This is a genomic window from Pseudomonas putida NBRC 14164 (assembly GCF_000412675.1).
Classification (GTDB): domain Bacteria; phylum Pseudomonadota; class Gammaproteobacteria; order Pseudomonadales; family Pseudomonadaceae; genus Aquipseudomonas; species Aquipseudomonas putida.
The window spans coordinates 552501-567127 of record NC_021505.1 but is presented as its reverse complement, the minus strand read 5'-3'; the positions used below and the strand labels follow the sequence as shown (position 1 = coordinate 567127).

The window sequence follows — 14627 nt, the reverse complement described above, 5'->3', positions numbered from 1 at the left end:
CCTGCCCCACTCCCCTTCGCGTCACGTGTTATTCGGTTTCCAGATCGATATCGATACCGAGCGAACGGATCTCTTTGATCAACACGTTGAAGGACTCGGGCATGCCCGGCTCCATACGGTGATCGCCATCCACGATGTTCTTGTACATCTTGGTACGGCCGTTCACGTCGTCCGACTTCACTGTGAGCATTTCTTGCAGGGTGTATGCCGCGCCGTATGCTTCCAGCGCCCACACTTCCATCTCCCCGAAACGCTGACCACCGAACTGCGCCTTACCACCCAGCGGCTGCTGGGTAACCAGGCTGTAGGAACCAGTGGAACGCGCGTGCATCTTGTCGTCCACCAAGTGGTTCAGCTTGAGCATGTACATGTAACCAACGGTCACTGGACGCTCGAACTTGTTGCCGGTACGGCCATCGAACAGCACCATCTGGCCGCTCTCTGGCAGATCGGCCAGCTTCAGCATGGCCTTGATCTCGCTTTCCTTGGCACCATCGAAGACCGGGGTAGCCATTGGCACGCCTTTCTTCAGGTTGTGGGCCAGGGCCAGGATCTCTTCGTCGGTGAACTCGGCGAGGTTTTCCTGACGACCACCGATCTCGTTGTAGACCTCGGTCAGGAATACGCGCAGCTCAGCGGCTTTGCGTTGCTCTTCGATCATGCGGTCGATCTTCTCGCCCAGGCCCTTGGCCGCGAGGCCCAGGTGGGTTTCAAGGATCTGACCAACGTTCATACGCGAAGGTACGCCCAGCGGGTTCAGTACGACGTCGACCGGAGTACCGTTGGCATCGTGCGGCATGTCTTCAACCGGCATGATTACCGAGACAACACCCTTGTTACCGTGACGACCAGCCATCTTGTCACCCGGCTGGATGCGACGGCGGATTGCCAGGTAGACCTTGACGATCTTCAGTACGCCAGGTGCCAGGTCATCGCCCTGCTGCAGCTTGCGCTTCTTGTCTTCAAACTTGTCGTCCAGCAGACGGCGACGGTCGACGATGTACTGCTGAGCCTTTTCCAGCTGCTCATTCAGTGCATCTTCAGCCATGCGCAGTTTGAACCACTGGCCGTGCTCCAGACCGTCCAGCACTTCGTCGGTGACCACGGTGCCTTTCTTCAGGCCCGCGCCACCGTCGACCACCTGGCCGTTCAGAGCAGAACGCAGACGTTCGAAGGTTGCGCCTTCGACGATGCGGAACTCTTCGTTGAGGTCCTTGCGGATCTCGTCCAGCTGCATCTTCTCGATGGCCAGGGCGCGGCTGTCGCGCTCGACGCCATCACGGGTGAAGACCTGCACGTCAATGACGGTACCCTTGGTGCCGGTTGGCACGCGCAGGGAGGTGTCTTTAACGTCACTGGCCTTCTCACCGAAGATGGCACGCAGCAGTTTTTCTTCCGGAGTCAGCTGGGTTTCGCCTTTTGGCGTGACCTTGCCAACCAGGATGTCGCCAGCGCCGACTTCAGCACCCACGTAAACGATACCGGCTTCGTCCAGTTTGTTCAGTGCAGCTTCACCCACGTTCGGGATGTCCGCAGTGATTTCCTCTGGGCCAAGCTTGGTGTCGCGCGCCACACAGGTCAGTTCCTGAATGTGGATGGTGGTGAAGCGATCTTCCTGAACCACACGCTCGGACAGACAGATGGAGTCTTCGAAGTTGAAGCCGTTCCATGCCATGAACGCGATGCGCATGTTCTGACCCAGCGCCAGTTCACCCATGTCGGTGGACGGGCCGTCGGCCATGATGTCGCTACGCTGAACCTTGTCACCCTTGCTCACCAGCGGACGCTGGTTGATGCAGGTGTTCTGGTTCGAACGGGTGTACTTGGTCAGGTTGTAGATATCTACACCTGCTTCGCCGGTTTCCACTTCGTCGTCATTAACGCGAACAACGATACGGCTGGCGTCGACCGAGTCGATCACGCCACCACGGCGAGCAACCACGCAGACACCGGAGTCACGGGCAACGTTGCGCTCCATGCCGGTACCTACCAGCGGCTTGTCGGCACGCAGTGTCGGTACAGCCTGACGCTGCATGTTCGAACCCATCAACGCACGGTTGGCGTCGTCGTGCTCGAGGAACGGAATCAGCGACGCAGCAACAGAAACAACCTGCTTCGGCGAAACGTCCATCAGGGTGACGTCTTCCGGCGCCTTGACGGTGAATTCGTTCAGGTGACGAACAGCTACCAGCTCATCGATCAGTTGCTTCTTGTCGTTCATCGCGGCCGAAGCCTGGGCGATGACGTGGTCCGCTTCTTCGATTGCCGACAGGAACACGATGTCGTCGCTGACAACGCCTTCCTTCACCACGCGGTACGGGCTTTCCAGGAAGCCGTACTGGTTGGTGCGGGCATAGGCTGCCAGGGAGTTGATCAGACCGATGTTCGGACCTTCAGGGGTCTCGATCGGGCACACACGGCCGTAGTGGGTCGGGTGTACGTCACGGACTTCGAAGCCAGCACGCTCACGGGTCAGACCGCCCGGGCCGAGTGCAGAGACGCGGCGCTTGTGGGTGATCTCGGAGAGCGGGTTGTTCTGGTCCATGAACTGGGACAGCTGGCTGGAACCGAAGAACTCTTTCACCGCCGCCGCAACCGGCTTGGCGTTGATCAGGTCTTGCGGCATCAAGCCTTCGCTTTCCGCCATCGACAGACGTTCCTTGACCGCGCGCTCTACACGCACCAGGCCAACGCGGAACTGGTTTTCGGCCATCTCGCCGACGCAACGAACGCGACGGTTACCCAAGTGGTCGATGTCGTCGACGATGCCTTTGCCGTTACGGATATCGACCAGGGTCTTCAGGACCTCGACGATGTCTTCCTTGCTCAGCACGCCCGAACCTTCGATCTCGGTACGACCGATACGACGGTTGAACTTCATGCGGCCAACTGCGGACAGGTCGTAACGCTCGGCGCTGAAGAACAGGTTGTTGAACAGGGTCTCGGCAGCATCCTTGGTCGGCGGCTCGCCTGGACGCATCATGCGATAGATCTCGACCAGAGCTTCCAGCTGGTTGCTGGTGGTGTCGATCTTCAGGGTGTCGGAGATGAACGGACCGCAATCGATGTCGTTGGTGTACAGGGTCTCGATACGGACGACCTGTGCCTTGGCGACTTTGATCAGCAGATCGGTGGTCAGCTCGGTATTGCACTCGGCCAGGATCTCGCCAGTGGCCGGGTGCACGATGGCCTTGGCAGTGGTGCGACCCAGGACGTATTCCATTGGAACGTCCAGCTGCTTGACGCCGGCCTTCTCGAGCTGATTGATGTGGCGCGCAGTAATACGGCGGCCCTGCTCAACGATGACTTTGCCGGTTTCGTCATGGATGTCCATGACTGCAACTTCACCACGCAGACGCTGCGGTACCAGTTCCAGGCTGAGTTTTTCGCCGGAAATGTGGAACACGTTGGTGGTGTAGAAGGTGTTGAGCACTTCTTCAGTGCTGTAACCCAGGGCGCGCAGCAGCACCGACGCCGGCAGTTTGCGGCGACGGTCGATACGCACGAACACGCAGTCTTTCGGGTCGAACTCGAAGTCCAGCCACGAACCGCGGTAAGGGATGATGCGAGCGGAGTACAGCAGCTTGCCGGAGCTGTGAGTCTTGCCACGGTCGTGGTCGAAGAACACACCAGGCGAACGGTGCAGCTGGGAAACGATCACACGCTCGGTACCGTTGATAACGAAGGTACCGTTCTCAGTCATCAGGGGGATTTCACCCATGTAGACTTCTTGCTCTTTGATGTCCTTGATCGCTTTGTTCGACGATTCCTTGTCGAAGATGATCAGGCGCACCTTGACCCGCAGTGGGACCGCGAAGGTCACGCCACGCAGGACACATTCCTTAACATCGAAGGCAGGCTCGCCCAGGCGATAGCCTACGTACTCCAGGGCAGCATTGCCGGAGTAGCTGATGATCGGGAATACCGATTTGAAGGCCGCGTGCAGGCCGACGTCGCGGAACTGATCCTTGGATGCTCCCGCTTGCAGGAATTCGCGATACGAATCCAGCTGGATGGCCAGGAGGTAAGGCACATCCATGACGTCCGGCAACTTGCTAAAGTCCTTGCGGATACGTTTTTTCTCAGTGTATGAGTAAGCCATCAGCGTTCCCCAGCTTGGTCACCTGCTTGTTTGGCTTCTCCCGGCGGGAGCAGCCAGAAAATCGTGCAAACCCCTTGGTTTGCGCCACCCACGTGGGTGTCTTGCAGCTTGTTATCGGGGCCGGCTTGACCGACCGCCAATAACGGAAAAAGGCCGGTGGCATAAGCCACCAGCCATCAGCCTTGTGCTCAACGCTCAGGCTGGCATCGCAAAGTCGAGATTACTTCAGCTCGACTTTAGCGCCTGCTTCTTCCAGCTTCTTCTTAGCGTCTTCAGCGGCTTCTTTCGAAACGCCTTCAGCTACAACCTGAGGAGCGCCATCGACTTTCTCTTTGGCTTCTTTCAGGCCCAGACCGGTCAGCTCGCGAACGGCTTTAATCACGTTCACTTTCTTCTCGCCGGCTTCAACCAGAACAACGTTGAACTCGGTCTGCTCTTCAACAACAGCGGCAGCAGCAGCTGGGCCAGCAGCGGCAACAGCAGCGGTCACGCCGAAGGTTTCTTCCATTGCTTTGATCAGCTCAACAACTTCCAGAACGGTTTTCTGGCCGATTGCTTCGATGATTTGCTCGTTAGTCAGGGACATGACTTAAATCCTGTATTGGGGTGAAGGCCTACGCAGCCATCAAATTAAACAAATGATTTTGAAAGAGTTCGCGTGCCTTAGGCAGCGGTAGCTTCTTTCTGGTCGCGAATGGCTGCCAGAGTACGAGCCAGCTTGCTGGTGGCGCCTTGAATAACGCTCATCAGTCGTGCAATAGCTTCGTCGCGGGTCGGCAGGGTAGCCAACACGTCGATCTGGTTCGCTGCAATGAAATTGCCGTCAAACGCAGCTGCCTTGATCTCGAACTTGTCCTGACCCTTGGCGAACTCTTTGAACAGACGAGCAGCAGCGCCCGGGTGTTCGTTGGAGAAAGCAATCAGGGTCGGGCCTTTGAACGCGTCGCTGAGGATCGAAAATTCGGTGCCTTCAACAGCGCGCTTGAGCAGGGTGTTACGTACGACACGTACGTAAACGCCAGCCTCGCGGGCCTCTTTACGGAGTCCGGTCATTGCGCCTACAGTCACACCACGGGCATCAGCCACAACAGCGGACAGAGCGACTTTGGCAGCCTCGTTGACTTCAGCGACGATGGCCTTCTTGTCTTCGAGTTTAATTGCCACGGGTTTACTCCTGGTTTTTACCGTTTCATCTGGCCGAAGCCGGATGTCGTTTTGGTGTCTGATTCGGTAACGAATCGGGAGCACCATCTGCGTGGGCTGGTGTTTTAAGGCTTGCGCCACCTACGGTCTTGGATAGCCCCCGCCAGGCAGGGACCCCAATTTTTGCTGGCGGCGCGACGAGTCGCACCGCCATGTTCTTACACGTTCAGCGAGCTCTGATCGATGACCAGACCTGGGCCCATGGTGGTGCTCAGGGTAACGCGCTTGACGTAAATACCTTTCGAGGAAGCTGGCTTGATACGCTTCAGATCAGCGATCAGGGCTTCAACGTTTTCCTTCAGCTTGCCAGCTTCAAAGCCGACCTTGCCAACGGAGGTGTGGATGATACCGTTTTTGTCGGTGCGGTAGCGAACCTGACCAGCCTTGGCGTTTTTCACGGCAGTGGCTACGTCTGGGCTAACGGTACCAACTTTCGGGTTAGGCATCAGGCCGCGAGGACCCAGAACCTGACCCAGCTGACCTACAACGCGCATGGCATCAGGCGATGCGATGACTACGTCATAGTTCAGGTCGCCGGCTTTCATTTCGGCAGCCAGATCGTCCATACCTACGCGGTCAGCGCCGGCAGCCAGAGCGGCTTCAGCAGCTGGACCCTGGGTGAAGACGGCAACGCGAACGGTCTTGCCAGTGCCGTGTGGCAGCACAGTAGCGCTACGAACGACCTGGTCGGATTTACGCGGGTCAACACCGAGGTTAACGGCGATGTCGTAGGACTCGACGAACTTGGCAGCAGGCAGCGAGGCCAGCAGAGTTGCCGCTTCTTCGAAGTTGTAGGACTTGCCTGCTTCGATTTTCTCGGCGATTGCCTTTTGGCGTTTGGTCAGCTTAGCCATTACACACCCTCCACGTTCAGGCCCATGCTGCGGGCAGAGCCAGCGATGGTGCGTACAGCAGCGTCCAGGTCAGCAGCGGTCAGATCAGCCTGTTTTGCCTTGGCGATGTCTTCCAGCTGAGCGCGGGTAACGGTACCGACTTTAACGGTGTTCGGACGAGCCGAACCACTGGTCAGGCCAGCAGCTTTCTTCAGCAGAACCGAGGCAGGGGTGCTCTTGGTCTCGAAGGTGAAGCTACGGTCGCTGTAGACAGTGATGATCACAGGAGTCGGCAGGCCGGCTTCTTGACCCTGAGTACGGGCGTTGAAGGCCTTGCAGAATTCCATGATGTTCACACCGTGTTGACCCAGTGCTGGACCAACGGGTGGGCTTGGGTTGGCCTGGCCGGCCTTAACTTGCAGCTTGATGTAAGCCTGAATCTTCTTAGCCATGAGCTACTCCAAAATCGGGTACGAACGCCTGATGGCTCCCCGGATGACTTGCGTTTTATCCCAGTGACGACAAAACCCCGCAACACACAGGGCTGCGGGGTTTGGGATGCTTCGTCCGCCTAGACCTTTTCGACCTGGCTGAACTCGAGCTCCACCGGAGTAGAGCGACCGAAAATGAGCACCGCCACCTGGAGGCGACTCTTTTCGTAGTTAACTTCTTCGACACTACCATTGAAGTCAGCGAACGGACCGTCAATGACACGAACCACTTCACCTGGCTCGAACAGCGTCTTGGGCTTCGGCTTGTCGCTGCCGTCGGCAACGCGACGCAGGATAGCCTCAGCTTCTTTGTCGGTGATCGGTGCAGGCTTATCTGCGGTACCACCAATAAAGCCCATCACGCGAGGGGTATCCTTGACCAAGTGCCAAGTCCCTTCGTTCATCTCCATCTGGACCAGTACATAGCCAGGGAAGAATTTACGCTCACTCTTGCGCTTCTGGCCGTTGCGCATTTCGACGACTTCTTCGGTCGGAACCAAGATCTCGCCGAAACCGTCTTCCATGCCAGCCAGCTTGACGCGCTCGATCAGGGAGCGCATTACATGCTTCTCGTAACCCGAGTAAGCATGCACAACATACCAACGCTTAGCCACGGGACACCTTTAGCCAACGATCAGGGAGACCGCCCAGCCGAGCAGGGAATCAAGACCCCACAGCAGCAGTGCCATAACCAGCACGACAGCCACGACAATCAGCGTGGTCTGGGTGGTTTCCTGGCGGGTCGGCCACACGACTTTACGGATTTCGGTACGAGCTTCCTTCGCCAGCGCAAAGAACGACTTGCCCTTCGCAGTCTGCAGAGCTACAAAGCCCGCGACAGCAGCCAGGACGAGAAGTGCGAGGACGCGATACAGGATCGGAGACGCGGAGTAATATTGATTACCCACAACAGCTACAACCACCAAAGCAACTACAGCCAGCCACTTGAATAGATCAAAACGCGATTCTTGGGCTTCAGTTTTGGGAGTCATCGAGGAGGATCCTGTAAGAAGAAAGCCATCACACCGAAGTGAAATGGCAGGTCAGGAGGGAATCGAACCCCCAACCTACGGTTTTGGAGACCGTCGCTCTGCCAATTGAGCTACTGACCTGTAACGCTGTATCAGGCCGGCCATTATACCGGCCTGATCAAGTAAATCAACTACTTATTCAATAATTTTTGCTACGACGCCGGCGCCGACGGTACGACCGCCTTCACGGATAGCGAAGCGCAGACCGTCTTCCATTGCGATGGTCTTGATCAGGGTAACAGTCATCTGAATGTTGTCACCTGGCATTACCATTTCAACGCCTTCCGGCAGTTCGCAGTTACCGGTCACGTCAGTGGTACGGAAGTAGAACTGAGGACGGTAGCCTTTGAAGAACGGAGTGTGACGACCGCCTTCTTCCTTCGACAGGACGTAGACTTCTGCGGTGAACTTGGTGTGCGGCTTGACCGAACCTGGCTTGACCAGAACCTGGCCACGCTCAACGTCGTCACGCTTGGTACCACGCAGCAGAACGCCGCAGTTCTCGCCAGCACGACCTTCGTCCAGCAGCTTGCGGAACATCTCAACACCGGTGCAGGTGGTGGTGGTGGTGTCACGCAGACCAACGATTTCCAGCGGATCCTGAACGCGGACGATACCACGCTCGATACGGCCGGTAACAACAGTACCACGACCCGAGATCGAGAATACGTCTTCGATTGGCATCAGGAATGGCTTGTCGATAGCGCGCTCTGGCTCTGGGATGTAGCTGTCCAGAGTTTCAACCAGACGCTTGACAGCGGTGGTGCCCATTTCGTTGTCGTCTTTGCCTTCCAGCGCCATACGAGCCGAACCGATGATGATCGGAGTGTCGTCGCCTGGGAAGTCATAGGTGGACAGCAGGTCGCGAACTTCCATCTCGACCAGTTCCAGCAGCTCAGCGTCGTCTACCAGGTCAGCCTTGTTCAGGAAGACCACGATGTACGGAACGCCAACCTGACGGGACAGCAGGATGTGCTCACGGGTTTGTGGCATCGGACCATCGGCGGCCGAGCAAACCAGGATAGCGCCGTCCATCTGGGCAGCACCGGTGATCATGTTCTTCACGTAGTCAGCGTGACCTGGGCAGTCAACGTGAGCGTAGTGACGAATGTTCGAGTTGTACTCGACGTGAGCGGTGTTGATGGTGATACCGCGCGCTTTTTCTTCCGGAGCCGAGTCGATCTTGTCGAACTCAACGACTGCCGAACCGAAAACTTCGGAGCAGACGCGAGTCAGAGCTGCGGTCAGAGTGGTCTTACCGTGGTCAACGTGGCCGATAGTGCCGACGTTAACGTGGGGAAGGGAACGATCAAACTTTTCCTTAGCCATCGATACAATCCTCCGCAGAAGAAATAGTCTTGCGCTGATAAAACAAAGGCAGATATTTTCATATCTGCCTTGTTTATATGGAGCTCTTGAGCGGACTTGAACCGCTGACCTCACCCTTACCAAGGGTGTGCTCTACCAACTGAGCTACAAGAGCGAAACACTTTGTGCAAAATCCGGCAAACTTGGAGCGGGTAGCGGGAATCGAACCCGCATCATCAGCTTGGAAGGCTGAGGTTCTACCACTAAACTATACCCGCGGAGCTTGCGGCTCTCGCTAAAACTGGTGGAGGGAGAAGGATTCGAACCTTCGAAGCTCTCGCAACGGATTTACAGTCCGTCCCCTTTGACCGCTCGGGAATCCCTCCAGATGTGGCCGGCATTCTATGTGTCTGCCGTCCTAGTGTCAAGCGTTTTTTCAAATTTTTTCAATCAAATCTGAAACTTAGCTGCTTTGACACCGCTTCCAGTTCTACCACCTGAGTGGTGTTCCCTGTGAAGCGGGCGCCATTCTATCAAGCTATTCACCAGTTGCAATACCCTGGCAGAAAATAATTTTATGTTTTAAGTCTTTGAAATCATTGGAAAGAGCCGAAAGGACCGTTTGGTCCAGTAAACGCTCGCTTTCCGGGGCAACCTTGAGCCAGCGACCATCGGCTCCAGGCAGCTGCCCCACCACCGGCAAGGTGGCAATATCCAGGCTCAGCAAGCGCTGACGCAGTGCATCCAGCTGCTCCTGCCCTGCCACACCCCCCACTACCAGGCATTCCTCACGGCGCCTGGGCGGTGCCGACACACCCGTTTCACGCAACAGACGGATTTCCTGCTGATTCCCCTTGTACAGAGACAGCGGGGCGACTTCCTTGACCTTCAGCGGTGCTTCCTGCTGATGCCACACGTAATAGAAGACGTTGAGCACCAGTAACAACAGAAACAACCAACGCATAGGCACCTCAATCCAATGGGCAGGCCATGGCCAGGCCAACGAAAACCAGGTCAGGGACGACACGCGCCTGCGGCACGGCCTCTCTTACCAGCGGCGCATCACCCCCAGTGAGGAACACCGCGAATTCTTCACCCCACAGCGAACGCGCCTGCTCAAGCTGGGTACGCGCAAAGCCCTGGAGCATCAACACGCAACCACGCTCGACCGCTTCGACTGTAGAGCGGCCTGGCGACAGGCTGGTCAATGCGCGCTCGGCAGAGGCATCGTCATAGCGAATGCGCCGGGTATGGGTACGCAACTGACTGCGCATCAGCGGCATGCCTGGACAGATGTAGCCACCCAGGTGCTCGCCGTCTGCAGCCACAAAGTCTGCTTTGGCGGCGGTACCCAGGTCGATCACCAGGCATGCGCCCTTGGCCAGGTGAAATGCACCCAGCGCAGCGAGCCAACGATCCATGCCCAACCGCTGGTAGTCGTCATAACCGTTGCGCACACCGGCCATGCTCCGTGCCGGAAGCGCAACATGCGCCTGCACGGCAAATGCCTGGGCAATCAACGCACAAAGCGCATCGGTTTCTTCCTCGCTGCGCACACTGACAATGCGGCAACCTGTCAGACGCACCGAAGCCAGCGCAGCCACTTCGGCCAGCAGCGCTTGATCTGAATCGACGATCCCGCCACCTTCAATCACTGCATCAGCGGTATGAATCACGCGCCACTTGATGAAGCTGTTACCGCAATCGAGCTCAAGAATCATCACGCAACCTCAAACTGAGCTCACCACCACTGAAGCTCTTTTCAACTCCGTCCACCTCAAGGCGCAAGCCGCCCTGCCCGTCGACGCCAAGAACCACGCCATCGATGCGCGTATTACCGGCAACCAGTGAAACATTGCGCCCCTGCCAAAGGTGCGCCTGCTCCCACTCCTCCTGGAATGCGGCAAACCCGTAGCGACGATGGCGTGCCAATTCGTGCTGCATTTGCTGATTGAGCGAAGCCACCAAGTGGTTACGGTCTATAGCCGCGCCCACCTCACGCCGCATCGAGGTCCACTCCTGGTCGACCTGGTCATTGACCTGCATGTTCACATTGATACCGATACCCAGTACCACATGACAGACATCGGCCGGGTCACCCACCAACTCCAGGAGAATGCCAGTGATCTTCTGCCCGCGAACCAACACGTCATTGGGCCATTTGAGCCCTACATCTTTTACCCCGAACGCCTGCAGCGTGCGCATTACTGCAACGCCTACCACCAGGCTCAAGCCTTCGAGCTGGCGCATGCCCCCATCCACACGCAAGACAAGGCTGTAATAGAGGTTTTCGGCAAATGGGCTGACCCATTGGCGGCCACGTCGGCCGCGGCCGGCGCTTTGCCGCTCGGCCAGGACGAGAAATGGCGCTACTTGCCCTTGATTGGCAAGCCTCAAGCCTTCGGCATTGGTCGAGTCGATGATTTCGTGAATGAAAACCGGCCACTGCTCGCCTTCGGCAAACCTGGCGATTGCCTGCGCTTCGAGCAAAGCCAGCGGTGCCGCTAGCTGATAGCCGCGCCCACGAACCTTGTGAATGGTGAGGTTCAGCTCGCTCTCCAGGTGCTGCAGCTGCTTCCAAACGGCGCTGCGACTCACCCCGAGGGCTGCCCCCAGAGCTTCTCCGGAATGGAACCGGCCATCCTTGAGGAGATTCAACAACTTCAGCATGCCAGTCTCGACTTGGAATAAGGCACGCATGATAGCCATGGGCTGTTGGCTTGCATAGGAAAAGGGCCCGCATACCTGGCGTTGCACCCTGCTCTGTAGGAGCAGCCTTGTGCTGCGAAGAGGCCATTGCAGCCGAAGATAATCTTTAGCCTTACCGGCCTCTTCGCAGCACAAGGCTGCTCCTACAGGGGGGCGGGCAGGACCGGGGATATTTGCGCCGCAAAGACAAAACCCCTACCTGCATGCGCAGATAGGGGTTTTGCGAAATGAATCTTGACGATGACCTACTCTCACATGGGGAAACCCCACACTACCATCGGCGATGCATCGTTTCACTACTGAGTTCGGGATGGGATCAGGTGGTTCCAATGCTCTATGGTCGTCAAGAAATTCTGTAGCCAGAATGTCCAGATGGACAGCCCAGCGAATTCGGATATGCGATATTTGTGGTTTGTTGCGAACTTTCGGTTCGTGTCATCTTCACCACCGCAATCTGCGCTAGCAAATTGCTTGGGTGTTATATGGTCAAGCCTCACGGGCAATTAGTATTGGTTAGCTCAACGCCTCACAGCGCTTACACACCCAACCTATCAACGTCGTAGTCTTCGACGGCCCTTCAGGGGATTCAAGATCCCAGTGAGATCTCATCTTGAGGCAAGTTTCCCGCTTAGATGCTTTCAGCGGTTATCTCTTCCGAACATAGCTACCCGGCAATGCCACTGGCGTGACAACCGGAACACCAGAGGTTCGTCCACTCCGGTCCTCTCGTACTAGGAGCAGCCCCTCTCAAATCTCAAACGTCCACGGCAGATAGGGACCGAACTGTCTCACGACGTTCTAAACCCAGCTCGCGTACCACTTTAAATGGCGAACAGCCATACCCTTGGGACCGGCTTCAGCCCCAGGATGTGATGAGCCGACATCGAGGTGCCAAACACCGCCGTCGATATGAACTCTTGGGCGGTATCAGCCTGTTATCCCCGGAGTACCTTTTATCCGTTGAGCGATGGCCCTTCCATACAGAACCACCGGATCACTAAGACCTACTTTCGTACCTGCTCGACGTGTGTGTCTCGCAGTCAAGCGCGCTTTTGCCTTTATACTCTACGACCGATTTCCGACCGGTCTGAGCGCACCTTCGTACTCCTCCGTTACTCTTTGGGAGGAGACCGCCCCAGTCAAACTACCCACCATACACTGTCCTCGATCCGGATAACGGACCTGAGTTAGAACCTCAAAGTTGCCAGGGTGGTATTTCAAGGATGGCTCCATGAGAACTGGCGTCCCCACTTCAAAGCCTCCCACCTATCCTACACAAGCAAATTCAAAGTCCAGTGCAAAGCTATAGTAAAGGTTCACGGGGTCTTTCCGTCTAGCCGCGGATACACTGCATCTTCACAGCGATTTCAATTTCACTGAGTCTCGGGTGGAGACAGCGCCGCCATCGTTACGCCATTCGTGCAGGTCGGAACTTACCCGACAAGGAATTTCGCTACCTTAGGACCGTTATAGTTACGGCCGCCGTTTACCGGGGCTTCGATCAAGAGCTTCGCTTGCGCTAACCCCATCAATTAACCTTCCGGCACCGGGCAGGCGTCACACCCTATACGTCCACTTTCGTGTTTGCAGAGTGCTGTGTTTTTAATAAACAGTCGCAGCGGCCTGGTATCTTCGACCGGCATGGGCTTACGGAGCAAGTCCTTGACCCTCGCCGGCGCACCTTCTCCCGAAGTTACGGTGCCATTTTGCCTAGTTCCTTCACCCGAGTTCTCTCAAGCGCCTTGGTATTCTCTACCTAACCACCTGTGTCGGTTTGGGGTACGGTTCCCAGTTATCTGAAGCTTAGGAGCTTTTCTTGGAAGCATGGTATCAACCACTTCGTCGCCTAATGGCAACTCGTCATCAGCTCTCGGCCTTGAAATCCCGGATTTGCCTAAGATTCCAGCCTACCACCTTAAACCTGGACAACCAACGCCAGGCTGGCCTAACCTTCTCCGTCCCTCCATCGCAATAACTGGAAGTACAGGAATATTAACCTGTTTTCCATCGACTACGCTTTTCAGCCTCGCCTTAGGGACCGACTAACCCTGCGTCGATTAACGTTGCGCAGGAAACCTTGGTCTTTCGGCGTGCGAGTTTTTCACTCGCATTGTCGTTACTCATGTCAGCATTCGCACTTCTGATACCTCCAGCAAGCTTCTCAACTCACCTTCACAGGCTTACAGAACGCTCCTCTACCGCATCACCAAAAGGTGATACCCGTAGCTTCGGTGCATGGTTTGAGCCCCGTTACATCTTCCGCGCAGGCCGACTCGACTAGTGAGCTATTACGCTTTCTTTAAAGGGTGGCTGCTTCTAAGCCAACCTCCTAGCTGTCTAAGCCTTCCCACATCGTTTCCCACTTAACCATGACTTTGGGACCTTAGCTGACGGTCTGGGTTGTTTCCCTTTTCACGACGGACGTTAGCACCCGCCGTGTGTCTCCCATGCTCGGCACTTGTAGGTATTCGGAGTTTGCATCGGTTTGGTAAGTCGGGATGACCCCCTAGCCGAAACAGTGCTCTACCCCCTACAGTGATACATGAGGCGCTACCTAAATAGCTTTCGAGGAGAACCAGCTATCTCCGAGCTTGATTAGCCTTTCACTCCGATCCACAGGTCATCCGCTAACTTTTCAACGGTAGTCGGTTCGGTCCTCCAGTCAGTGTTACCTAACCTTCAACCTGCCCATGGATAGATCGCCCGGTTTCGGGTCTATACCCAGCGACTAAACGCCCTATTAAGACTCGCTTTCGCTACGCCTCCCCTATTCGGTTAAGCTCGCCACTGAATATAAGTCGCTGACCCATTATACAAAAGGTACGCAGTCACCTAACAAGTAGGCTCCCACTGCTTGTACGCATACGGTTTCAGGATCTATTTCACTCCCCTCTCCGGGGTTCTTTTCGCCTTTCCCTCACGGTACTAGTTCACTATCGGTCAGTCAGTA

General features: G+C 56.3%; 11 protein-coding genes, 4 tRNA genes and 2 rRNA genes (1 of these 17 only partly in view). All 17 read right to left on the bottom strand.

Annotated elements, in window-relative coordinates; genetic code table 11:
• Positions 1–28: 28 nt before the first annotated feature.
• Positions 29–4102: a DNA-directed RNA polymerase subunit beta gene (gene rpoB / locus PP4_RS02470; protein ID WP_016484650.1), complete on the bottom strand. Its 4074-nt coding sequence runs from the start codon at positions 4100–4102 to the stop codon at positions 29–31.
• A 220-nt stretch (positions 4103–4322) separates the two neighbouring features.
• The gene (gene rplL, locus PP4_RS02465; protein WP_007957596.1) at positions 4323–4688 is read right to left on the bottom strand and encodes a 50S ribosomal protein L7/L12; all 366 of its coding nucleotides are present in this window, start codon (positions 4686–4688) and stop codon (positions 4323–4325) included.
• 77 nt (positions 4689–4765) lie between these two features.
• The gene (gene rplJ / locus PP4_RS02460; RefSeq protein WP_016497742.1) at positions 4766–5266 is read right to left on the bottom strand and encodes a 50S ribosomal protein L10; all 501 of its coding nucleotides are present in this window, start codon (positions 5264–5266) and stop codon (positions 4766–4768) included.
• Between the two features lie 197 nt (positions 5267–5463).
• Entirely contained in the window at positions 5464–6159 is a 696-nt protein-coding gene (rplA, locus tag PP4_RS02455) for a 50S ribosomal protein L1 (protein WP_012270232.1), read from the bottom strand.
• Positions 6159–6590, bottom strand: a complete 432-nt coding sequence (gene rplK, locus PP4_RS02450; protein WP_003255500.1) for a 50S ribosomal protein L11 — start codon at positions 6588–6590, stop codon at positions 6159–6161. Before rplK ends, rplA begins: the two co-directional genes overlap by 1 nt.
• Positions 6591–6709: 119 nt before the next feature.
• On the bottom strand, positions 6710–7243 hold the full coding sequence (gene nusG / locus PP4_RS02445; RefSeq protein ID WP_003255501.1) for a transcription termination/antitermination protein NusG: 534 nt from the start codon (positions 7241–7243) through the stop codon (positions 6710–6712).
• Positions 7244–7252: 9 nt separating this feature from the next.
• On the bottom strand, positions 7253–7621 hold the full coding sequence (secE, locus tag PP4_RS02440; RefSeq protein ID WP_016484648.1) for a preprotein translocase subunit SecE: 369 nt from the start codon (positions 7619–7621) through the stop codon (positions 7253–7255).
• Positions 7622–7665: 44 nt separating this feature from the next.
• Positions 7666–7741 (bottom strand) — tRNA-Trp (locus PP4_RS02435).
• Positions 7742–7795: 54 nt separating this feature from the next.
• Positions 7796–8989: an elongation factor Tu gene (gene tuf, locus PP4_RS02430; protein ID WP_016497741.1), complete on the bottom strand. Its 1194-nt coding sequence runs from the start codon at positions 8987–8989 to the stop codon at positions 7796–7798.
• Between the two features lie 78 nt (positions 8990–9067).
• Positions 9068–9143: transfer RNA gene (locus PP4_RS02425), tRNA-Thr, on the bottom strand.
• 29 nt (positions 9144–9172) lie between these two features.
• Positions 9173–9246: transfer RNA gene (locus PP4_RS02420), tRNA-Gly, on the bottom strand.
• 24 nt (positions 9247–9270) lie between these two features.
• Positions 9271–9354: transfer RNA gene (locus PP4_RS02415), tRNA-Tyr, on the bottom strand.
• 152 nt (positions 9355–9506) lie between these two features.
• Entirely contained in the window at positions 9507–9932 is a 426-nt protein-coding gene (locus tag PP4_RS02410; protein WP_016497740.1) for a hypothetical protein, read from the bottom strand.
• A gap of 7 nt (positions 9933–9939) precedes the next feature.
• Positions 9940–10689: a pantothenate kinase gene (locus tag PP4_RS02405; RefSeq protein WP_016497739.1), complete on the bottom strand. Its 750-nt coding sequence runs from the start codon at positions 10687–10689 to the stop codon at positions 9940–9942.
• A complete protein-coding gene (gene birA / locus PP4_RS02400) occupies positions 10679–11638 on the bottom strand; it encodes a bifunctional biotin--[acetyl-CoA-carboxylase] ligase/biotin operon repressor BirA (protein ID WP_016497738.1) in 960 nt (319 codons plus the stop codon). Before birA ends, PP4_RS02405 begins: the two co-directional genes overlap by 11 nt.
• 271 nt (positions 11639–11909) lie before the next feature.
• Positions 11910–12025, bottom strand: a 5S ribosomal RNA gene (rrf, locus tag PP4_RS02395).
• A 134-nt stretch (positions 12026–12159) separates the two neighbouring features.
• Positions 12160–14627 (bottom strand): 23S ribosomal RNA (locus PP4_RS02390) (it continues 424 nt past the right edge of the window).

Coding starts and splice junctions, on each gene's coding strand:
- rpoB (WP_016484650.1), bottom strand. CDS start 4,102: ATGGCTTACTCATACACTGAGAAAAAACGTATCCGCAAGGACTTTAGC.
- rplL (WP_007957596.1), bottom strand. CDS start 4,688: ATGTCCCTGACTAACGAGCAAATCATCGAAGCAATCGGCCAGAAAACC.
- rplA (WP_012270232.1), bottom strand. CDS start 6,159: ATGGCTAAGCTGACCAAACGCCAAAAGGCAATCGCCGAGAAAATCGAA.
- rplK (WP_003255500.1), bottom strand. CDS start 6,590: ATGGCTAAGAAGATTCAGGCTTACATCAAGCTGCAAGTTAAGGCCGGC.
- secE (WP_016484648.1), bottom strand. CDS start 7,621: ATGACTCCCAAAACTGAAGCCCAAGAATCGCGTTTTGATCTATTCAAG.
- tuf (WP_016497741.1), bottom strand. CDS start 8,989: ATGGCTAAGGAAAAGTTTGATCGTTCCCTTCCCCACGTTAACGTCGGC.
- PP4_RS02410 (WP_016497740.1), bottom strand. CDS start 9,932: ATGCGTTGGTTGTTTCTGTTGTTACTGGTGCTCAACGTCTTCTATTAC.
- PP4_RS02405 (WP_016497739.1), bottom strand. CDS start 10,689: ATGATTCTTGAGCTCGATTGCGGTAACAGCTTCATCAAGTGGCGCGTG.
- birA (WP_016497738.1), bottom strand. CDS start 11,638: ATGCTGAAGTTGTTGAATCTCCTCAAGGATGGCCGGTTCCATTCCGGA.